At 70.6% G+C, this 21,248-nt stretch carries 17 protein-coding genes and 1 pseudogene; 11 read left to right on the top strand and 7 right to left on the bottom strand.

What is annotated here, in order from left to right; translation table 11 throughout:
• Positions 1-17 precede the first annotated feature (17 nt).
• From ACXJMZ_RS19950 to ACXJMZ_RS19905, 10 genes and pseudogenes are all read left to right on the top strand, one after another.
• A complete protein-coding gene (locus ACXJMZ_RS19950) occupies positions 18-1,682 on the top strand; it encodes a flavin monoamine oxidase family protein (protein ID WP_457031406.1) in 1,665 nt (554 codons plus the stop codon).
• Between the two features lie 207 nt (positions 1,683-1,889).
• Entirely contained in the window at positions 1,890-3,863 is a 1,974-nt protein-coding gene (gene uvrC, locus ACXJMZ_RS19945) for an excinuclease ABC subunit UvrC (RefSeq protein WP_457031405.1), read from the top strand.
• A 55-nt stretch (positions 3,864-3,918) separates the two neighbouring features.
• The gene (rapZ, locus tag ACXJMZ_RS19940; protein ID WP_457031404.1) at positions 3,919-4,803 is read left to right on the top strand and encodes an RNase adapter RapZ; all 885 of its coding nucleotides are present in this window, start codon (positions 3,919-3,921) and stop codon (positions 4,801-4,803) included.
• A gap of 98 nt (positions 4,804-4,901) precedes the next feature.
• Positions 4,902-5,957 carry a gluconeogenesis factor YvcK family protein gene (locus ACXJMZ_RS19935; RefSeq protein ID WP_457031403.1) on the top strand — a complete coding sequence of 352 codons (1,056 nt, stop codon included), beginning with the start codon at positions 4,902-4,904 and terminating at the stop codon, positions 5,955-5,957.
• Positions 5,948-6,928 (top strand): DNA-binding protein WhiA, encoded by a 981-nt coding sequence (gene whiA, locus ACXJMZ_RS19930; RefSeq protein ID WP_057240357.1) that lies wholly within the window; start codon positions 5,948-5,950, stop codon positions 6,926-6,928. Before ACXJMZ_RS19935 ends, whiA begins: the two co-directional genes overlap by 10 nt.
• Before the next feature lie 288 nt (positions 6,929-7,216).
• Positions 7,217-8,221: a type I glyceraldehyde-3-phosphate dehydrogenase gene (gap, locus tag ACXJMZ_RS19925; protein ID WP_457031402.1), complete on the top strand. Its 1,005-nt coding sequence runs from the start codon at positions 7,217-7,219 to the stop codon at positions 8,219-8,221.
• Between the two features lie 138 nt (positions 8,222-8,359).
• Entirely contained in the window at positions 8,360-9,565 is a 1,206-nt protein-coding gene (locus ACXJMZ_RS19920; protein WP_457031401.1) for a phosphoglycerate kinase, read from the top strand.
• A 6-nt stretch (positions 9,566-9,571) separates the two neighbouring features.
• Positions 9,572-10,357: a triose-phosphate isomerase gene (gene tpiA, locus ACXJMZ_RS19915; RefSeq protein ID WP_457031400.1), complete on the top strand. Its 786-nt coding sequence runs from the start codon at positions 9,572-9,574 to the stop codon at positions 10,355-10,357.
• 86 nt (positions 10,358-10,443) lie between these two features.
• A complete protein-coding gene (secG, locus tag ACXJMZ_RS19910) occupies positions 10,444-10,680 on the top strand; it encodes a preprotein translocase subunit SecG (RefSeq protein WP_057240349.1) in 237 nt (78 codons plus the stop codon).
• Positions 10,681-10,945: 265 nt separating this feature from the next.
• Positions 10,946-11,101 (top strand): annotated as a pseudogene (locus ACXJMZ_RS19905) (RNA polymerase-binding protein RbpA); the annotation flags it as partial.
• Between the two features lie 39 nt (positions 11,102-11,140).
• On the opposite strand, the gene pgl reads toward ACXJMZ_RS19905, so the two are convergent.
• From pgl to tkt, 5 genes are all read right to left on the bottom strand, one after another.
• Entirely contained in the window at positions 11,141-11,914 is a 774-nt protein-coding gene (gene pgl / locus ACXJMZ_RS19900; protein WP_457031399.1) for a 6-phosphogluconolactonase, read from the bottom strand.
• Positions 11,911-12,996: a glucose-6-phosphate dehydrogenase assembly protein OpcA gene (gene opcA / locus ACXJMZ_RS19895; RefSeq protein ID WP_457031398.1), complete on the bottom strand. Its 1,086-nt coding sequence runs from the start codon at positions 12,994-12,996 to the stop codon at positions 11,911-11,913. The genes pgl and opcA overlap by 4 nt, the downstream gene beginning before the upstream one ends.
• Complete coding sequence (gene zwf / locus ACXJMZ_RS19890; protein WP_457031447.1) at positions 12,993-14,513, bottom strand: glucose-6-phosphate dehydrogenase; 1,521 nt, start codon at positions 14,511-14,513, stop codon at positions 12,993-12,995. Before zwf ends, opcA begins: the two co-directional genes overlap by 4 nt.
• Before the next feature lie 86 nt (positions 14,514-14,599).
• Positions 14,600-15,715, bottom strand: a complete 1,116-nt coding sequence (tal, locus tag ACXJMZ_RS19885) for a transaldolase (RefSeq protein ID WP_457031397.1) — start codon at positions 15,713-15,715, stop codon at positions 14,600-14,602.
• Between the two features lie 77 nt (positions 15,716-15,792).
• On the bottom strand, positions 15,793-17,889 hold the full coding sequence (gene tkt, locus ACXJMZ_RS19880) for a transketolase (RefSeq protein WP_457031396.1): 2,097 nt from the start codon (positions 17,887-17,889) through the stop codon (positions 15,793-15,795).
• Positions 17,890-18,335: 446 nt separating this feature from the next.
• Between tkt and ACXJMZ_RS19875 the strand changes: the two genes are divergently transcribed.
• Positions 18,336-19,277, top strand: coding sequence for a heme o synthase (locus ACXJMZ_RS19875; protein ID WP_457031395.1), 942 nt, complete (start codon positions 18,336-18,338; stop codon positions 19,275-19,277).
• Positions 19,278-19,325: 48 nt separating this feature from the next.
• On the opposite strand, the gene ACXJMZ_RS19870 is transcribed toward ACXJMZ_RS19875, so the two are convergent.
• Both ACXJMZ_RS19870 and ACXJMZ_RS19865 read right to left on the bottom strand, forming a co-directional pair.
• Complete coding sequence (locus tag ACXJMZ_RS19870) at positions 19,326-19,967, bottom strand: DUF2461 domain-containing protein (protein ID WP_457031394.1); 642 nt, start codon at positions 19,965-19,967, stop codon at positions 19,326-19,328.
• 299 nt (positions 19,968-20,266) lie between these two features.
• Positions 20,267-21,232: a COX15/CtaA family protein gene (locus tag ACXJMZ_RS19865; RefSeq protein ID WP_457031393.1), complete on the bottom strand. Its 966-nt coding sequence runs from the start codon at positions 21,230-21,232 to the stop codon at positions 20,267-20,269.
• Positions 21,233-21,248 lie beyond the last annotated feature (16 nt).

Below are 21,248 nucleotides of genomic sequence, written 5' to 3'. Positions count from 1 at the left end.
CGGAAGGGAACCCCCACATGTCCCGCTCCCCGTACGCCCGCCTGCTCCGCTCCGCCTTCGCCGACCAGGCCACCGCCGATCGGCTCCGGCTCCCCGTCGACGAGTACGTCGGCCTCCGGGACGCCGCCTGTGCCGAACCCGACGGCCCCTCCCGTCGCGCCCTGCTCGGCCGCGCCGCCGCCCTCGGTATCGGGGTCGGCCTGGCCGGGATCGCCGCCGCCCCCAAGGCCCGGGCCGCCGTCACCACCAAGTTCACCGGGACGATGCCCCGGGTCGCGATCATCGGCGCCGGGATCTCCGGCCTGAACGCCGCCCTGACGCTGGCCGACAAGGGCATCACCTCCACCGTGTACGAGGCCGAACCGGCCCGGGTCGGCGGCCGGATGTACTCCAAGGCCGACTGGGCCCAGGGCCAGGTCTCCGAGTACGGCGCCGAGTTGGTCGACACCGGCCACCACACGATGCTGCAGCTCTGTCAGCGCTTCGGCCTCTCCACCACCTCGATCCGGCACTTCTCCGACGGCGAGCAGACCCTGCACTTCCAGGGCGGCTACTACCCGCGCGCCACCGCCGACGCCGAGTTCAAGCAGATCTGGCAGACCATCAAGAACGACATCCAGGCCGGCGGCTCAGGACCGACCTGGGACAACCACAACCAGGCCGCCGTCGCGCTGGACCGGATGTCGGTCCGGGAGTGGATCAACACCCGGGTCCCCGGTGGCACCTCCAGCCGGCTCGGCGCGCTGCTCGACGTCGCCTACGCGGTCGAGTACGGCGCCGACACCACCGCCCAGTCCGCGTACGCGCTGCTGCTGATGCTCTCCTGGCAGGCCAACCCCGGGAACTTCAACATCTGGGGCGGCAGCGACGAGCGCTACCACGTCACCGGCGGCAACGACCAGGTCCCGCGGGCCATCGCGGCCGCGCTCCCGGCCGGCACCGTGCAGGCCGGCCACACCCTGGCGGCGGTGGTCCGCAACGCCGACGGCAGCCAGACCCTCACCTTCAAGCTGAACGGCGGCGGCACCCGTACCGTCACCGCCGACCACACCATCCTGGCGCTGCCGCTCCCGGTGCTCCAGCAGCGGGTGGACCTGACCGGCGCCGGTCTCGACCCGATGATGCGCAAGGTGCTCACCGACATGACGATGGGCTACTGCACCAAGCTCAACATGCAGTTCAGCAGCCGCCCGTGGACCGGTACCGGGCCCTGGCCCGGCGTCTCCGGCGGCGAGTGCTTCAGCGACCAGCCGTTCCAGCAGGCCTGGGACGTGACGAAGGGTCAGTCCGGCTCCAACGGTCTGCTGATCCAGTACCACGGCGGCACGCCCGCCAAGTCGCTCGCCCCCGGGGCGCCGTTCACCGATGCGACCAACAGCTACACCCGCAACCTCGCCACCACCTACCTGACCCAGATCGACCGCCTCTGGCCCGGCACCAAGGCCGCCTGGACCGGCAAGGCCACCCTCTCCGCCTGGCACCTCAACCCGAACACCCTCGGCGCCTACTCCTGCTGGCCGGTCGGCTACCTCACCACGGCAGCCGGCTACGAGGGCACCGCCCAGGGCCGCCTGCACTTCGCGGGCGAGCACACCTCGTACGACTTCCAGGGCTACATGGAAGGCGGCGCCACCGAAGGGGCCCGGGCCGCTCAGGAGGTGCTCACCGCGATCGGGGCCTGACCCTGCGTCGGTTGGGGGGTGGGTGAAGGAGCGGTGTTGGGGTGCGTGGCTCGGCGGTGCCGAGGAGGGAGTAGCAGCGGAGCTGCGGCGACTGACGAGAAGCCGGCGAGGTGCGTGCCCCGGCGKCGCGMCGCCGCCCCCCMACCSMCGCAGGGTCTTGCTGACACGGCGGCCCCGGGTGTCAGGGCGGATCGGTACGGTAGGGGCATGGCAGACCCATCCACCTACCGGCCCGCACCCGGGGCCATCCCGACCTCGCCCGGGGTCTACAAGTTCCGCGACGCGCACGGGCGGGTCATCTACGTGGGGAAGGCCAAGAGCCTGCGGCCCCGGCTGTCCTCGTACTTCCAGGACGTGGCCAACCTGCACCCGCGCACCGCGACCATGGTGACCACGGCCGCCGCCGTGGAGTGGACGGTGGTGGCCACCGAGGTCGAGGCGCTCCAGCTGGAGTACTCCTGGATCAAGGAGTTCGACCCCCGCTTCAACGTCAAGTACCGGGACGACAAGAGCTACCCGGAGCTGGCGGTCACCCTCAACGAGGAGTACCCCAGGGTCCAGGTGATGCGCGGCGCGCACAAGAAGGGCGTGCGCTACTTCGGTCCGTACGGCCACGCCTGGGCGATCCGCGAGACGGTCGACCTGATGCTCCGGGTGTTCCCGGTCCGGACGTGCTCCAACGGGGTGTTCAAGCGGGCCCGGCAGATCGGCCGCCCCTGTCTGCTCGGGTACATCGGCAAGTGCGCCGCGCCCTGTGTCGGCCGGATCTCGCCGGCCGAGCACGTCGAACTGGCCGAGGAGTTCTGCGACTTCATGGCCGGGCGGACGGGCAACCACCTGCGCCGCCTGGAGCAGGAGATGCAGGACGCGGCCGCCGCGATGGAGTACGAGAAGGCCGCCCGGCTGCGCGACGACCTCGGGGCGCTCCGGCGCGCGATGGAGAAGAACGCGGTGGTGCTCGGCGACGGCACCGACGCCGACCTGTTCGCCCTCGCCGAGGACGAGTTGGAGGCGGCCGTACAGATCTTCCACGTGCGCGGCGGCCGGGTCCGCGGCCAGCGCGGCTGGATCACCGACAAGGTCGAGGACGTGGACACCGCCGGGCTGGTCGAGCACGCGCTCCAGCAGCTGTACGGCGGCGGTACCGAGAGCGTCCCGCGCGAGGTGCTGGTGCCCGCACTGCCCGAGCCGCTGGCCCCGGTGCAGGAGTGGCTGACCGGGCTGCGCGGCGCCCAGGTGGACCTGCGGGTGCCCCAGCGCGGCGACAAGAAGGACCTGATGGTCACCGTGCAGCGGAACGCGCAGCAGTCGCTGGTGCTGCACAAGACCAAGCGCGCCTCCGATCTGACGACCCGTAGCCGGGCGCTCCAGGAGATCGCCGACGCGCTGGAGCTGGACTCGGTGCCGTTGCGGATCGAGTGCTTCGACATCTCGCACCTGCAGGGCGAGGACGTGGTCGCCTCGATGGTGGTGTTCGAGGACGGGCTGGCGCGGAAGAGCGAGTACCGCCGGTTCCAGATCAAGGGCTTCGCGGGCCAGGACGACGTCCGCTCGATGCACGAGGTGATCACCCGGCGGTTCCGCCGCTACCTCCAGGAGCGCGAGCAGACCGGCGAGTGGGCGGTCCCCGAAGAGGACGGCCCCAGAGAAGAGGACGGCCGCCCGAAGCGTTTCGCCTACCCGCCGCAGCTGCTGGTGGTCGACGGCGGCCAGCCGCAGGTCGCCGCCGCCCGCCGCGCGCTGGACGAGCTCGGCATCGACGACGTCGCACTCTGCGGTCTGGCCAAGCGACTTGAGGAGGTCTGGCTGCCCGGCGCGAGCGACCCGGTGGTGCTGCCGCGCTCCAGCGAGGGCCTCTACCTGCTCCAGCGGGTCCGCGACGAGGCGCACCGGTTCGCCATCACGTACCAGCGGACCAAGCGCGCCAAACGGCTCACGGCGGGGGAGCTGGACTCGGTCCCCGGCCTCGGCGAGACTCGCCGCCAGGCGTTGCTCAAGCACTTCGGTTCGCTGAAGAAGCTGCGGGCGGCCACGGTGGCGGAGATCTGCGAGGTGCCGGGGATCGGCCTGCGCACGGCGGAGACTGTTGTCGCGGCGTTGGCTGCCCGTACACCGGTCGCTCCCGCCGTGAACACCGCCACTGGCGAGATCATTGAGGACAGTACCGAGGAGACGCAGTGACGGTCGACGCCGCCCGTCCGCGCTCCGGCAGAATCACCGAGAACGGGGATCAGACGTGACAGTGGCCGATGTGGGAGAGAGCGCACCGGAGCTGGTGATCATCTCCGGTATGTCCGGAGCCGGCCGCAGCACCGCGGCCAAGTGCCTGGAGGACCTGGGCTGGTTCGTGGTGGACAACCTGCCGCCCGCCCTGATCCCGACCATGGTCGACCTCGGCGCCCGCTCGCAGGGCGCGGTGCCGCGGATCGGCGTGGTGGTCGACGTCCGCGGCCGGAAGTTCTTCGACGACCTGCTGACTTCGCTGGACGAGCTGGAGAAGCGCGGCGTCCGGCTCCGGGTGGTCTTCCTGGAGTCCTCGGACGACGCCCTGGTGCGCCGCTTCGAGTCGGTCCGCCGCCCGCACCCGCTGCAGGCCGCCGACCGGATCGTGGACGGCATCGAGCGCGAGCGCGACCTGCTCCGCGAGCTGCGCGGCGAGGCCGACCTGGTGATCGACACCTCCGATCTGAACGTGCATCAGCTCCGGGCCAAGCTGGACGCCGCGTTCGCCGACAACGACGAGCCCGAGCTGCGCGCCACCGTGATGTCCTTCGGCTTCAAGTACGGCCTGCCGGTCGACGCCGACCTGGTGGTGGACTGCCGGTTCCTGCCGAACCCGCACTGGGTCCCCGAGCTGCGCGCCCGCACCGGAACCGACCCCGATGTGGCCGGTTACGTCTTCCAGCAGCCGGGTGCGAACGAGTTCCTGGACGGCTACGCCGAGCTGCTCAGGATCATCACCGAGGGTTACCGCAGGGAAGGAAAGCGGTACATGACACTTGCCGTAGGCTGCACCGGTGGGAAACACCGCAGCGTAGCGATGTCGGAGCGGCTGACGAAGCGTCTGATCGCGGACGGCGTCGAGACGGTGCTGGTCCACCGCGACATGGGCAGGGAGTGACCCCGGGGGAGTGACGGCGGCGCTCCGGCGGTCGCTCTACAGAGACAAGGAGCGCCGCCGCCACAGGGCGGCGCCGACTAGCAGAACGTGGGGTCGGTGTGACGGCATACTCGCCATCGCGGCAGCACAAGACCGCCGACCGGGCCCAGAGCACAGGCGGCCGGACCAGAGGCGCGCCGCGGATCACTGCGCTCGGCGGCGGCCAGGGCCTGTCCGCCTCGCTCTCCGCGCTGCGTCGGCTGACCACCGAGCTGACCGCCGTGGTGACCGTCGCCGACGACGGCGGCTCCAGCGGCCGGCTCCGCAGCGAGCTGGGCGTCCTGCCGCCCGGTGACCTGCGCAAGGCGCTGGCCGCGCTGTGCGGGGACGACGACTGGGGCCGGACCTGGTCCGAGGTGCTCCAGCTGCGCTTCACCGGCGACGGTGAGCTCGGTGGCCACGCGGTCGGCAACCTGCTGATCGTGGCGCTCTGGGAAAAGCTCGGCGACCCGGTGGAGGCGCTCAACTGGGTCGGCCGGCTGCTCAACGTGCACGGCCGGGTGCTGCCGATGTCGGCCGTCCCGCTGGACATCGAGGCCGTGGTCCGGGGCCACGACCCGCTGCTGCCGGGTGAGTTGAGCGCGGTCCGGGGCCAGGCCAGCGTGGCCGTCACACCTGGCACGGTGCAGTCCGTCCGGCTGCTGCCCGAGCAGCCGCCGGCCGTCCCGGAGGCCGTCGCGGCGGTCCTGGAGGCGGACTGGGTGGTGCTCGGCCCCGGCTCCTGGTTCACCAGCGTGCTGCCACACCTGCTGGTCCCCGAGCTGGCCGACGCCCTGGTGCAGACCCGGGCCCGCCGCCTGCTCACCCTCAACCTGGCCCCGCAGCCGGGCGAGACCGAGGGCTTCACCCCGCAGCGCCACCTGGAAGTGATCGCCGATCACGCTCCGGAGCTTGCGGTGGATGCGATCCTGGTGGACGAGCGCGCCGTCACCGGTGGCGCCTTCGGCCAGGCGGACCTGGCCGGTCTCGAGAAGGCCGCCGGACGGATGGGTGCCGCTCTGGTGCTCGACCGGGTCGCCGCCGCGGACGGCACGCCGCGACACGACCGGGAGCTTCTGGCGGCTGCGTACGACCGGATTTTCCGGACACATGGAAGGATCGGCCCATGGCGATGACGGCAGCGGTGAAGGACGAAATCAGCCGGCTCCCCGTCACCCGGGCCTGCTGCCGCAAGGCTGAGGTTTCGGCGATCCTCCGATTCGCGGGCGGGCTGCACATTGTGAGCGGCCGGATCGTGATCGAGGCGGAGCTGGACACCGGCATTGCGGCTAGGCGGCTGCGCAAGGACCTGCTGGAGATCTTCGGACACTCCTCGGATCTGGTGGTGATGGCCCCCGGCGGGCTGCGACGCGGCAGCCGGTACGTGGTGCGGGTGGTGAAGGACGGCGAGTTGCTGGCCCGGCAGACCGGGCTGGTGGACGGACGAGGACGGCCGATCAGGGGCCTGCCCCCGGCCGTGGTGTCGGGCGCGACCTGCGACGCGGAGGCCGCCTGGCGCGGGGCCTTCCTGGCGCACGGCTCGCTCACCGAGCCTGGGCGGTCCTCCTCCCTGGAGATCACCTGCCCGGGCTCGGAGGCGGCGCTGGCCCTGGTCGGCGCGGCCCGCAGGCTGGGCATCCCGGCCAAGGCCCGCGAGGTCCGCGGGGTGGACCGGGTGGTGATTCGGGACGGTGACGCGATCGGCGCGCTGCTCACCCGGCTCGGCGCGCACGAGTCGGTGCTGGCCTGGGAGGAGCGCCGGATGCGGCGCGAGGTGCGGGCCACCGCCAACCGGCTGGCCAACTTCGACGACGCGAACCTGCGCCGCTCGGCCCGCGCGGCGGTCGCGGCCGGCGCCCGGGTGCAGCGGGCGCTGGAGATCCTCGGCGAGGAGGTGCCGGAGCACCTGGCGGCGGCCGGCCAGCTCCGGATGCAGCACAAGCAGGCCTCGCTGGAGGAGCTGGGCGCACTGGCCGACCCGCCGCTCACCAAGGACGCGGTGGCCGGCCGGATCAGGCGCCTGCTGGCGATGGCCGACAAGCGCGCCTCCGAGCTCGGCCTGCCGAGCACCGAGGCCAACCTGACCGACGAGATGGCGATGAGCTGACGCTGTCTCACTTTTCGAACGGCCGGTGTCCGCATCGCGGGCACCGGCCGTTCCGTGTTCGAACTGCGTGACGCACTCTCGGCTGGGCCGTTCGGGCAGCGGGACCAACTCCCCTGCGGCGCAGGGACCGAAGCCCCGATCGCGGGTGTTCGAGGCGTCAGGCCCGGTCGGTGCCGGTGAGGCGATGTGCCCGGGCCGCCTTCGGAGAGGTAGGGTCATGGGTGGTCGGGGACATCCCATTTCCACCCCGTCGGCACAGTCCGGCGCACCTAACGAGGAGATCGGTTCGTGACGATCCGGGTAGGCATCAACGGATTCGGCCGCATTGGCCGCAACTTCTTCCGTGCGGTTAAGTCCCAGGGCGCGGACATCGAGATCGTCGGTGTCAACGACCTTACCGACACCAAGACCCTGGCTCACCTGCTCAAGTACGACTCGATCCTGGGCACCCTCCAGGGCGAGGTCAGCCACACCGCCGACAGCATCACCGTCGACGGCCACACCTTCAAGGTGATCGCCGAGCGCGACCCGGCCAACCTGCCCTGGGGCGAGCTGGGCGTGGACATCGTGATCGAGTCCACCGGCATCTTCACCAAGGCCGACGCTGCGATGAAGCACGTCACCGCCGGTGCCAAGAAGGTCATCATCTCGGCCCCCGCGACCGACGAAGACGTCACCATCGTGATGGGCGTCAACGACGAGAAGTACGACGCGGCGAACCACACCGTCATCTCCAACGCCTCCTGCACCACCAACTGCGTGGCGCCGATGGCCAAGGTTCTCCAGGAGAACTTCGGCATCGTCAAGGGCCTGATGACCACGGTGCACGCGTTCACCAACGACCAGGTCACCCTGGACTTCCCGCACAAGGACCTGCGTCGTGCGCGCGCTGCGTCCATCAACATCATCCCGACCTCGACCGGTGCCGCCAAGGCCACCGCGCTGGTCCTGCCGGAGCTCAAGGGCAAGCTGGACGGCACCTCGCTGCGCGTCCCGGTCCCGACCGGTTCGATCACCGACCTGGTCGTCACCCTCGAGCGCGAGGTCACCGTCGAGGAGGTCAACGCCGCCTTCCAGAAGGCGTCCGAGGGCTCCCTCAAGGGCATCCTGCAGTACACCGAGGACCCGATCGTCTCCTCCGACATCGTGAACTCGCCGTTCTCCACGATCTTCGACTCGCTGATGACCATGGTTCAGGGCAACCAGGTCAAGATCTTCGGCTGGTACGACAACGAGTGGGGCTACTCCAACCGCCTGGTGAACCTGACCACCCTCGTCGGTGGCCAGCTCTGAACCCAGCGGAAGCTGACGTGATGTGAGGGAGGGCCCGGACGAAGACCGTTCGGGCCCTCGCTCTGCGTTCCCTCTCGCTTCATCGGTGGCCCGCCGCAGTGCCTCCGCCACTTTTTCTCCCCAGGAGATTCGAAGACCGTGAAGACCATCGAAGACCTCCAGGTCAACGGCCAGCGGGTGTTCGTCCGCGCCGACCTGAACGTGCCGCTCTCGGACGGCCGGATCACCGACGACGGCCGGATCCGCGCCGTCGCCCCGACCATCGCCAAGCTGGTCGCGGCCGGCGCCAAGGTGATCGTCGCCTCCCACCTGGGCCGCCCCAAGGGTGAGCCCGACCCGCAGTACTCGCTCGCCCCCGTCGCGGTCCGCCTCGGCGAGATCCTCGGCCAGTCCGTGTCCTTCGCGACCGACACCGTGGGCGAGAGCGCGAAGGCCACCGTCGCCGCCCTGGCGAACGGCGAGGTCACGCTGCTGGAGAACCTGCGCTTCAACGCCGGCGAGACCGCCAAGGACGACGCCGAGCGCGGCGCCTTCGCCGACCAGCTGGCCGAGCTGGCCGACCTCTACGTCGGCGACGGCTTCGGTGCGGTGCACCGCAAGCACGCCTCGGTCTTCGACCTGCCGGCCCGGCTGCCGCACGCGGTCGGCGACCTGATCGCCACCGAGGTGGGCGTGCTCAAGCGCCTGACCGAGGAGGTGGAGCGCCCGTACGTGGTGGTGCTCGGCGGCTCCAAGGTCTCCGACAAGGTCGGCGTGATCGACAACCTGCTGGGCAAGGCCGACCGCATCCTGATCGGCGGCGGCATGGCGTACACCTTCCTCGCGGCCCTGGGCCACGAGGTCGGCATCTCGCTGCTGCAGAAGGACCAGATCCCGGTCGTCCTGGAGTACCTGGAGCGGGGCAAGGCCAACGGCGTCGAGTTCGTCATCCCGGTGGACGTCGCGATCTCCGCGACCTTCCCGGACACCAAGACGCACAAGCCGGTCGAGGACTTCGAGGTCGTCGACGCGGACAAGATCCCCGCGGACAAGGAGGGCCTGGACATCGGCCCGAAGACCCGGGAGCTGTTCGCCTCGAAGCTGGTCGACGCGAAGACCGTGTTCTGGAACGGCCCGGTCGGTGTCTTCGAGCACCCGACCTTCGCCGAGGGCACCAAGGCCGTGGCGCAGGCGCTGCTGGCGAGCGACGCGTTCACCGTGGTCGGTGGCGGCGACTCCGCCGCGGCCGTCCGCATCCTGGGCTTCGACGAGACGAAGTTCGGGCACATCTCGACCGGCGGTGGCGCGAGCCTCGAGTACCTGGAGGGCAAGACCCTTCCCGGTCTCGCCGCACTGGAAGGCTGAACACAGATGACTGACCGTCTCCCGCTGATGGCGGGCAACTGGAAGATGAACCTCAACCACCTCGAGGCCATCCAGCACACCCAGAAGCTGGCCTTCGCGCTGGCCGACAAGGACTACGAGGCCGTCGAGGTCGCCGTCCTGGTCCCGTTCACCGACCTGCGCTCCGTGCAGACCCTGGTGGACGGCGACAAGCTGAAGATCAAGTACGGCGCCCAGGACCTCTCGGCGCAGGACTCCGGTGCCTACACCGGTGAGATCTCGGGCCCGATGCTCGCCAAGCTGAAGTGCACCTACGTGGCGATCGGCCACTCGGAGCGCCGCCAGTACCACGGCGAGAACGAGGACATCGTCAACGCCAAGGTGAAGGCTGCCTACCGGAACGGGATCACCCCGATCCTGTGCATCGGCGAGCCGCTCGAGGTCCGCAAGGCGGGCACCCACGTCGAGCACACCCTGGCCCAGCTCGACGGCGCGCTCCGTGAGGTCTCGGCCGAGCAGGCCGAGACCATCGTGGTCGCGTACGAGCCGGTCTGGGCGATCGGCACCGGCGAGGTGGCCACCCCCGAGGACGCGCAGGAGGTCTGCGCCGCGATCCGGGTCCGCCTCGGCGAGCTGTACTCGGCCGAGCTGGCCGAGAAGGTCCGCGTCCTGTACGGCGGTTCGGTCAAGTCCTCGAGCGCGGCCGGCCTGATGGCCAAGCCCGACGTGGACGGTGCACTGATCGGCGGTGCCTCGCTGGACGCCGACGAGTTCGTCAAGATCGTGCGTTACCGCGAGCAGGCAGTAGGCTAACGCCGCACCGGCAACGTAGTCTTTGGGGCCGGACCGCTTCGAGCGGCCCGGCCCCTTCGCCGAAGATACGAGAGATTGGTCCCGCTGTGGTTCTCGGGTTCACGATTGCCCTGATCGTCTTCAGCCTGCTGATGATCCTCCTGGTGCTGCTGCACAAGGGGAAGGGCGGCGGTCTCTCAGACATGTTCGGTGGCGGCGCGATGTCCACCGGCGGCGGTTCGGCCGTGGCCGAGCGCAACCTCGACCGCATCACGATCATCGTCGCGCTCGGCTGGTTCGTGTGCATTGTGGTGCTCGGTCTGGTGCTCAAGTACAAGAGCTGAGCAAAGCCCAAGGGCCAAGCTTTGGCACACATCTGACGCTCCGTCGGTTCGCCGCTTATGCTCGGAACGGTGAAGTGCCGGAGGTGGTGCGGACAGATCCTTAACCGCTGCTTACACTAGGACGACTTCGCCACCGTTCGCCGGCCTCGGCCGGGCGGCAGTGGATATCGGCTGCCGTCCTGCCGTCAGACACCGGGCACGGGTGAACGGCCCTCTCCGGGCAGCGGCCGAGATCGCATCGCACCAGCACGCAGGGAGTCAGACCGTGGCAAGTGGCAACGCCATCCGTGGCAGCAGAGTCGGCGCCGGGCCGATGGGTGAGGCGGAGCGCGGCGAGTCCGCCCCCCGAAACCGGATCTCCTTCTGGTGTGCCAACAAGCACGAGACCAAGCCGAGTTTCGCCGCCGAGGCGGTCATCCCGGGCTCCGCASTGCGGAGCCGGGCCCTTTCTGACGCTGCCTCAGGCGGAGGCGGGCGGGTAGAGCTGCGGCGGGATCTTCGCGGCCGCCGTGCGGTCGAGCAGCCAGAGCGTGCGGGCGGTGCCGTACGCGCCGGAGGCGGGGGCCTGGATCTCACCGGGCCCGGTGAGGGCCAGGGCGACCGCGTCGGCCTTGTCCTCGCCCGCCGCCAGCAGCCAGACCTCGCGGGCCGCCCGGATGGCCGGGAGGGTGAGCGAGATCCGGGTGGGCGGCGGCTTGGGGGCGCCCCGCACGCCGACCACGCTCAACTCGGTCTCCCGGACGCCGGGGTGGCCGGGGAAGAGCGAGGCGACGTGGGTGTCCGGGCCGACGCCGAGCAGCAGCACGTCGAAGGCGGGCACCCGGCCGCGGCCGGCCTTGGTCAGCTCCTCGGCGTAGCGGGCCGCGGCGGCCTCCACGTCCGAGCCGTCGACGCCGTCCGAGGCGGGCATCTCGTGCACCCGGGCCGGGTCGAGCGGTACGGCGTCGAGCAGCTCGGCCCTGGCCTGGACGGCGTTGCGGTCCGGGTCGGCGGCGGCGACGAACCGCTCGTCGCCCCACCACAGGTCGAGCCGGGCCCAGTCAACCGCGTCGCGCGCCGGGGAGGCGGCGATCGCGCCGAGCAGGGCGTTGCCGTTCCGACCGCCCGTCAGCACCACCGAGGCGGTGCCGCGGGCGGCCTGGGCGTCCACGATCCGGGTGATCAGCCGGGCGGCGGCGGCCTGCGCCATCAGCTCCTTGTCCCGGTGGACGACGAGCTGCGGGACGGTCGTCACGAGCCCGCCTTCTTGGTGGCGCGCTTGGCCGGAGCCTTCTTCGCCACCGCCTTCTTGGCCGGGGCCGGAGCCTTGGCGGGCACCTTGGCGGTGACCCGGGCCGGTGCGGCCACGGCCGCCTCGATCACCGGGGCGGGCGAAGCGGTCTCGGAGGCAGGCTCCTTGAGCCGCTCCACCGGCGTCTTCACCGCGGCCGCGTAGATGTCGTCCGGGTCGAGCCGGCGCAGCTCCTCGGCGATCAGCTCCGAGGTCTCCCGCCGCTTGAGCGCGACCTGACGGTCCGGCGCACCGGGCATCGACAGCGTGCCCATCAGTCCGTCCGGCCGGTCCAGGACGATGTCGCCCTCCTTGGCCCGCAGGGTGACCGAGGTGATGCCGGGGCCGCCGGTGACGACCCGTTCGACCGGGATGTGCAGACGGGTCGTCAGCCAGAGGCCGAGCAGCTCGACGCTCGGGTTGTACGACTCGCCCTCGACCACGGCCGAGGTGATCTTGACCGGGTACTGGTCCAGGGCGGCCGCCAGCATCGAGCGCCAGCCGGTGATCCTGGTCCAGGCGAGGTCGGTGTCGCCGGGGGTGTAGCTGGCCGCCCGCTGGGCGAGCTGGCCGACCGGGGACTCGGCGGTGACCGCGTCGGTGATCCGGCGCTGGGCGATCGCACCGAGCGGGTCCTGGGCCGGGTGCTGCGGGGCGTTCTCCGGCCACCAGACCACCACGGGGGCGTCGGGCAGCAGCAGCGGCAGCACCACCGACTGGGCGTGGGCGACGAGTTCGCCGTGCATCCGGAGGATGACGGTCTCGCCCGAGCCCGCGTCGGTGCCGGCCAGGATCTCGGCGTCGAGCTTGGTCTCGGCCCGGGCGCGGGGCGAACGCCCGGCCCGCTTGATGACCGCCAGGGTGCGCGAGGGGTGCTCGCGGGAGGCGTCGTTGGCGGCCTTGAGGGCGTCGTACGCGCTGCCCTCGTCGGTCACGATCACCAGGGTGAGCACCATGCCGGCCGCGGTCGAGCCGCTGGCCCGGCGGGCGTCCATCAACGCTGCGTTGATCTTGCTGGACGTGGTGTCGGTCAGGTCGATCTTCATGGGCGCCGCCAGCTCCTGCCGTCTCGTGCCAGCATCTCGTCCGCCTCGGTCGGTCCCCAGGTGCCGGAGGAGTACTGGGCGGGCTTGCCGTGGGTGTCCCAGTACCGCTCGATCGGGTCGAGGATCTCCCAGGAGAGTTCGACCTCCTGGTGACGGGGGAACAGGTTGGCGTCGCCGAGCAGCACATCGAGGATGAGCCGCTCGTACGCCTCGGGGCTGGACTCGGTGAAGGACTCGCCGTAGGCGAAGTCCATCGTGACGTCCCGGACCTCGAAGGAGGTGCCGGGCACCTTGGAGCCGAACCGCACCGTGACGCCCTCGTCCGGCTGCACCCGGATCACCAGGGCGTTCTGCCCCAGCTCCTCGGTGGCGTAGGAGTCGAACGGCAGGTACGGGGCGCGCTGGAAGACCACCGCGATCTCGGTGACCCGGCGGCCGAGACGCTTGCCGGTGCGCAGGTAGAACGGCACACCCGCCCAGCGGCGGTTGTTGATCTCCAGCTTGATGGCCGCGTAGGTGTCGGTCTTGGAGTTGGGGTCGATGCCGTCCTCGTCCAGGTAGCCGACCACCTCCTCGCCGCCCTGCCAGCCGGCCGCGTACTGGCCGCGCACGGTGTGCTTGCCCAGGTCCTCGGGGAGCTGGACGGCGCTGAGCACCTTGAGCTTCTCGGCCACCAGCGCCTTGGGGTGGAACGACGCGGGCTCCTCGATGGCGGTCAGCGCCATCAGCTGGAGCAGGTGGTTCTGGATCACGTCGCGGGCGGAGCCGATGCCGTCGTAGTACCCGGCCCGGCCGCCGATCCCGATGTCCTCGGCCATGGTGATCTGCACGTGGTCGACGTACGACCGGTTCCAGATCGGCTCGAACATGGTGTTGGCGAAGCGGAGCGCCAGGATGTTCTGGACGGTCTCCTTGCCGAGGTAGTGGTCGATCCGGAAGACCTCGTCACGGGGGAAGACCTCGTGCACGATCCGGTTCAACTCCTGGGCGCTCTCCAGGTTGTGACCGAACGGCTTCTCGATCACCGCGCGCCGCCAGGAGCCCTGCGGCGGGTCGGCCAGCCCGTGCTTCTTGAGCTGCTGCACGACGTTGGGGAAGAACTTCGGCGGCACCGAGAGGTAGAAGGCGAAGTTGCCGCCCGTCCCCTGGGCCTGGTCCAGCTCCTCGATGGTCTTGCGCAGGGTGTCGAAGGCGTCGTCGTCGTCGAAGGTGCCCTGGACGAACCGCATGCCCTTGGCCAGCTGCTGCCAGACCTCCTCGCGGAAGGGGGTCCTGGCGTGCTGCTTGACCGCGTCGTGGACCTCCTTGGCGAAGTCCTCGTCCTCCCACTCGCGGCGGGCGAAGCCGACCAGCGAGAAGCCCGGCGGCAACAGGCCCCGGTTCGCCAGGTCGTAGATGGCGGGCATCAGCTTCTTGCGGGACAGGTCGCCGGTGACCCCGAAGATGACCAGGCCCGACGGCCCCGCGATGCGCGGGAGCCGTCGGTCTGCGGGGTCACGTAGCGGATTGGAGGGCACGAGCGGGGGATCGCCCTGCTCGACCTCCGGGTATTCGTTGCTCACTGTTGGGGCTCCGCTTCCGTGAACGTGCTTGTGAGCAGGTGTCAGTTCTCGTCGGCGAAGGAGGCCAGCGAGGCGGTGACGGTGTCGAGCAGCTCGATCCAGGACTGCTCGAACTTCTCCACGCCCTCGTCCTCCAGGACCTGGACCACGTCGTCGTAGTCCACGCCCGCGGCGGCGATGGCGTCCATCACGGCCTTGGCGTCGGCGTAGTTGGGGGTGATGGTGTCGCCGGTGATCACGCCGTGGTCGCCGGTGGCGTCCAGGGTGCCCTCGGGCATGGTGTTCACGGTGCCGGGGGCGACCAGCTCGGTGACGTACAGGGTGTCCGGGAGGTTCGGGTCCTTGACACCGGTGGAGGCCCAGAGCGGACGCTGCGGCTTGGCACCGGCGGCCTCCAGCGCCTTCCAGCGGTCGGAGGAGAACACCTCCTCGTACGCCTGGTACGCGAGCCGGGCGTTGGCCAGCGCGGCCTTGGAGCGGAGGTTCTTCGCCTCGCCGCCGATCTTGTCCAGGCGCTTGTCGATCTCGGTGTCCACCCGGGACACGAAGAACGAGGCGACCGACTCGATCTGCGACAGGTCCAGCCCGGCCGCCTTGGCGGTCTCAAGACCCGTCAGGTAGGCGTCCATCACCGCGCGGTAGCGCGCCAGCGAGAAGATCAGCGTGACGTTGACGCTGATCCCCTTGCCGAGCACCTCGGCGATGGCGGGCAGGCCGGCCAGGGTGGCGGGGATCTTGATCAGCACGTTCGGGCGGTCCACCAGCCACCACAGCTGCTTGGCCTCGGCGACGGTCGGCGCGGTCCGGTGCGCCAGGCGGGGGTCGACCTCGATCGAGACCCGGCCGTCGCGGCCGTTGCTGGCGTCGTAGACCGGGCGCAGCACGTCGGCCGCGTCCCGCACGTCCGAGGTGGTGATCATGCGGATCGCCTCGTCGGTGGTGACCTTGCGGACCGCCAGGTCGCGCAGCTGGGCGTCGTACGCGGCGCTGCCGCCGCCGATCGCCTTCTGGAAGATGGTCGGGTTGGTGGTGACACCGACCACGTGCTTGCTCTGCACCAGCTCAGCCAGGTTCCCGGAGTTCAGCCGGTCACGGCTCAGGTCGTCCAGCCAGATCGCCACGCCCTCGTCGCTGAGGCGCTTCAGTGCGTCAGTCATGGTGCTACTTCCTCTTGTTCTGTTGGACAGTCAGACGGGGCCGGGCGCCCGAAGGCACCCGACCCCCCGGGGTACGACTAGCGCGAGATGGCCTCGACGGTGCGCAGCGAGGCGCGGGCGGCGTTGGCCACCGCGTCGGCGGTCAGGCCGAACTCGCGGAAGAGGACCTTGTAGTCGGCCGAAGCACCGAAGTGCTCCAGGCTGATGATCCGACCGGCGTCGCCGACCAGCTCACGCCAGCCCAGCGCGATGCCGGCCTCGACCGAGACCCGGGCCCGGACGTTCGGGGGCAGCACGCTGTCCCGGTACGCCTGGTCCTGCTCGTTGAACCACTCGACGGACGGCATCGACACGACGCGGGTCGGGATGCCGTCGGCCTCCAGCTCCTCGCGCGCGGCGACCGCGAGCTGGACCTCGGAGCCGGTGCCGATCAGGATCACCTTCGGCGCCGCGTCGCTGGCCTCGGCCAGCACGTAGCCACCCTTGGCGGTGCCCTCGGCGGAGCCGAAGACCTCGCGGTCCCAGGTCGGCACATTCTGCCGGGTGAGGGCCAGGCCGACCGGGCCCGGGTGGCTGGTCTGCCGCTCCAGGATGGTGTGCCAGGCGACCGCGGTCTCGTTGGCGTCGGCCGGGCGGACCATGGCCAGGCCCGGGATGGCGCGCAGCGAGGCCAGGTGCTCGACCGGCTGGTGGGTCGGGCCGTCCTCGCCGAGACCGATCGAGTCGTGCGTCCAGACGTAGGTGACCGGCAGCTTCATCAGCGCGGCCAGCCGGACGGCCGGGCGCATGTAGTCGGCGAAGACCAGGAAGGTACCGCCGAACACGCGGGTCCTGCCGTGCAGCGCGATGCCGTTCATGGTCGAGCCCATGGCGTGCTCGCGGATGCCGAAGTGGATGGTCCGCCCGTACGGGTTGGCCGACTTCAGCGGGTTGCCCTCGGGCAGGAAGGAGCTGCCCTCGTCGATCGTGGTGAGGTTGGACTCCGCGAGGTCGGCCGAGCCGCCCCACAGCTCCGGGATCACCGCGCCGAGCGCCTTGAGGGTGTCGCCGGACGCCTTGCGGGTGGCGACCTCCTTGCCGGCCGGGAAGACCGGTACGGCCTTCTCCCAGCCGTCGGGCAGCTCGCCGGCGGTGATCCGGTCGAACTCGGCGGCCCGGTCGGCGTTGGCCTCGCGCCAGGCGTGGAAGCCCTTCTCCCACTCGTGCCGGGCGGCCTTGCCGCGCTGCACGACCTCGCGGGCGTGGTTGATCACCGCGTCGGTGACCTCGAAGGTCTTCTGCGGGTCGAAGCCCAGCACCTTCTTGGTGGCCGCGATCTCGGCCTCGCCGAGCGCCGAGCCGTGCGCCTTCGCGGTGTTCTGCGCGTCGGGAGCGGGCCAGGCGATGATCGTGCGCATCGCGATCATGGACGGGCGCGAGGTCTCGGCCTTCGCGGCGTCCAGTGCGGCGGCCAGCGCCAGCACGTCGATGTCGCCGTCCGACTTCGGGGTGACGCGCTGGACGTGCCAGCCGTACGCCTCGTACCGGGCCAGCACGTCCTCGGAGAAGGCGGTGTCGGTGTCGCCCTCGATCGAGATGTGGTTGTCGTCGTACAGCGCGACCAGGTTGCCGAGCTTCTGATGCCCCGCCAGCGAGGACGCCTCGGCGGAGATGCCCTCCTCCAGGTCGCCGTCGCTGACGATGGACCAGATGGTGTGGTCGAACGGGGAGGTGCCCGGGGCGGCCTCCGGGTCGAACAGGCCGCGCTCGTAGCGGGCGGCCATCGCCATGCCCACCGCGTTGGCGATGCCCTGGCCGAGCGGCCCGGTGGTGGTCTCGACCCCGGCGGTGTGACCGTGCTCCGGGTGACCCGGGGTGCGGCTGCCCGCGACCCGGAACGCCTTCAGGTCGTCCAGCGACAGTCCGTAACCGGACAGGTAGAGCTGGGTGTAGAGCGTCAGCGAGGTGTGCCCGGGGGAGAGCACGAAGCGGTCCCGGCCCGCCCAGGCCGGGTCGGTGGGGTCGTGGCGCAGGAAGCGCTGGAAGATCAGGTACGCCGCGGGGGCCAGCGACATGGCCGTCCCCGGGTGTCCGTTGCCGACCTTCTGAACCGCGTCCATGGCCAGGACCCGGGCGGTGTCGACCGTCCGCTGATCCAGCTCGGTCCACTCGAAAACGTTCGGCGTGGTGCTCACCCTGTCTCAGGGCTCCTTCCATATATGAAGAGTGACCCCGTGAGGGACCGGGTCAGCCACGTCGCTGTGGGCCTGACGTCTCGTTGGTTCCGGTCACGGAGGGTTGATCCCGCTTCTCTGTGCGAGCCTACCGCCCGGGCGGACCTTCACCCTGCGTGGCGGGACAACCAGGACTTTCCGGCTCGGATTCCCGAATACCGTGTCACTTGTCGCCCGTCCTACCCTCACCCGGATCGGCCGGGTCGGCGCGTCCACGGACCAAGACGGGGGATGGGCCGATTTGCGGTGGTTCACCCGGCGGTGTGCGGTTCCGCCTCGCCGGAGGACCCCGGGGCCGATCGCGGTATATGGAGCGTCTAAGGTGGCGTGGTACGCGCAGCGCGGACGGATCGGCACATTCTGGTTCCGAGGACGCCTGTGAAGATTCATCGTGAGTTGGGGTGTCCGTGACCGCCGTTGAATCCCGCCCTGCCGGGGTGGTGGGGACAACTCCCGCGCGCCGGCCGATCGGGGCCCGTGTCGGGGCGTTCGTCGCACTGACCAAGCCTCGGATCATCGAACTGCTGCTGATCACCACCGTCCCGGTGATGTTCCTGGCGCAGCGCGGGGTGCCCGATCTGCTGTTGGTGCTCTGGGTGGTGATCGGTGGTTACCTCTCCGCCGGCGGTGCCAACGCGCTCAACATGTACATCGACCGCGACATCGACGCGGTGATGTCCAGGACCGAGCGCCGCCCGCTGGTGACCGGCATGGTCTCGCCGGCCGAGGCGCTGGTCTTCGGCATCGCGCTGGCGATCGGCTCGACGGTCTGGCTCTGGCTGCTGGTCAACCCGCTGGCCGCAGGTCTGGCGCTGACCGCACTGCTCTTCTACGTCTTCGTCTACACGCTCGGTCTGAAGCGGCGGACGGCGCAGAACATCGTCTGGGGCGGTATCGCGGGCTGTATGCCGGTCTTCGTCGGCTGGGCCGCGGTGACGAACTCGGTCTCCTGGTCGGCGCTGGTGCTCTTCCTGGTGATCTTCTTCTGGACGCCGCCGCACTACTGGCCGCTCTCGATGAAGGTGCGCGACGACTACATCAGGGCCGGCGTCCCGATGCTGCCGGTGCTCAAGGGCAACCTCGCGGTGGCCCGGCAGATCGTGGCGTACTCCTGGGTGATGGTGCTGGTCTCGCTGGCGCTCTGGCCGCTGGCCCACACCAGCTGGCTGTACCCGGTCTCGGCGGTGCTGCTCGGCGGCTTCTGGCTCAAGGAGGCGCACGGCCTGCACGCCCGCGCCAAGGCCGGTCTGGCCGGAGCCAAGCTCAAGGAGATGCGGCTGTTCCACTGGTCGATCACCTATCTGACCCTGCTCTTCGTGGTCATCGCGGTGGACCCGTTCATCCCCTGACGGAACATCGCAGAAGGGCCCTGCCTCGTCGAGGCAGGGCCCTTCTGCTTATCGGCCGGGCAGTTCGCTCGGGCCGACGTGCCCGTTCAGCCAGGCCATCAGCGGCTGCGAGGCGCGCAGGAAGCCGGTGATCCGCTCCAGCGCCTGCGCGGTGCCCAGCCAGGCGGCGGGCTCCCACTCCTGCCAGGCCACCAGCCCCTTGTTGCGCAGCAGTTCGATCCTCGGGTGGTCCTTGGCGAAGCCGCGCGGGGCGGTCTTCAGCGCGTCCCGGCCGTGCACCTTGGGCCCGGCGGCCTCGACCGCGGCGATCACCCGCTGCAGCTCGGCGCCGCTGACGTCCTCGGCCACCGCGGCGCGGTAGCGGGCGAGTTGGTCGGTGGCCAGCTGGTACATGCCGTTGCCGCAGGCCAAGCCGTCGGCGGAGAGCTGGATGTAGCCGCCGCCCTCCAGGTAGCCGCCGATGTGCGTCTTGTACGGCGACTTGTCGGCGCTGAACCGGACGTCCCGGTTCGGCCGGAAGATCTTCCCGGGCCCGAACTCCGGCTCCAGGGCCTCCAGCAGGGCCGCCATCGGGGCCCTGACGTCGTCGTCGTAGCGCTGCTTGTGGGCCTGCCAGAAGACCCGGGAGTTGTCGGTCTCCAGCTGCTCGTAGAACTCAAGGGCCTCGGCGGGCCAGCCTTCGAAGGTCACACCTCCAGCCTATGGCCGGTCGGCCCAACTGCCCGCCCATGTGTTGGGCTCCACACGCCGCTCCCGTCGCCAGCGTGACTACTCCTCGGTAGCATGCCGGACATGAGCAGCGCAGACACCGCCACCACCCCCGCGCCGGACGCCCGCGCCGAGCGCCGCGCCAAGCGCATCGCCAAGCACATCCAGAGCTTCGCCAAGCAGCACGGCGGCAGCGCCGAGGGCGTCGTCGAGTACGTCGGTGGCATCGCCACCCGCATCGTGAGACCCGATGACGGGTCCGGGCCTTCTGTCTCGGCTCGTCAGGCGTGCTGCAGCTCCTGGGCCGGGACGGCCGGCGCGGGCAGTTCGGCCCGGCTGCGCAGCGCCAGCGGGATGCGCAGGGCGGCGATCCAGACCAGTGCGGCGCCCAGCATGTGCAGGCCGACCAGCACCTCGGGGGCGTCGGTGAAGTACTGGACGAAGCCGATCAGGCCCTGCGCCAGCAGTACGATCAGCAGCTCCTTGGCCCGGGCCCTGGCGGCCGGCGGGGCCTTGACCGCCGCGAGGACGAAGACCGCGGCGATGGCCAGGCCGAAGGAGAGGAAGGCCAGGTCGGTGTGCAGCTGGGCCAGCCGGTCGTAGTCGATCGGGATCCGGTGGACCGGCTTGCCGTCCGAACTGGAGGCGCCCGGGTGGTGGCCCGCGCCGGTCACCAGCGTCCCGGCCACCACCAGCAGGCCGATCACCAGCACCAGCACGTCGGCGAACCGGGCGACCGGCCGGGCGACCAGCGGCTCCGGCGCGCCGTCACCCTCCTTGGCCCGCTCCCAGGTCAGCAGGGCGACCCAGACCAGGGCCATCGCGGCGATCAGGTGCGCGCCGACGATGTACGGGTTGAGGCCGGTCAGCACCGTGATGCCGCCGAGTACGGCGTTGCTCATCACCAGCCAGAACTGCGCCCAGCCCAGCTTGGTGATGCTCCGTCGCCAGGGACGGTGACAGCGGGCGGCAAGGGTGACCCAGGCGACCGCCGCGCACAGCACGTAGGTGAGCATCCGGTTGGTGAACTCGATGATCCCGTGCAGGCCCATCTCGGCCGTCGGGGTCAGGCTGTCGGCGGTGCAGCGCGGCCAGGTCGAGCAGCCGAGGCCGGAGGCGGTCAGCCGGACGGCGCCGCCGGTGACCACGATGACCACGCTCATCACCAGGGCGGCGAGCGCGGCCCGCCGGACGGTCACGGCGGTCGGCTGCCAGCGGGCGGCGAGGAGGGAGGAGGGGGTATGCACGGGAATCACTGTAATT

This window comes from Kitasatospora sp. P5_F3, assembly GCF_054049135.1.
The sequence above is the reverse complement of the archived record's forward strand: the minus strand, read 5'-3'. Positions and strand labels throughout refer to the sequence as shown.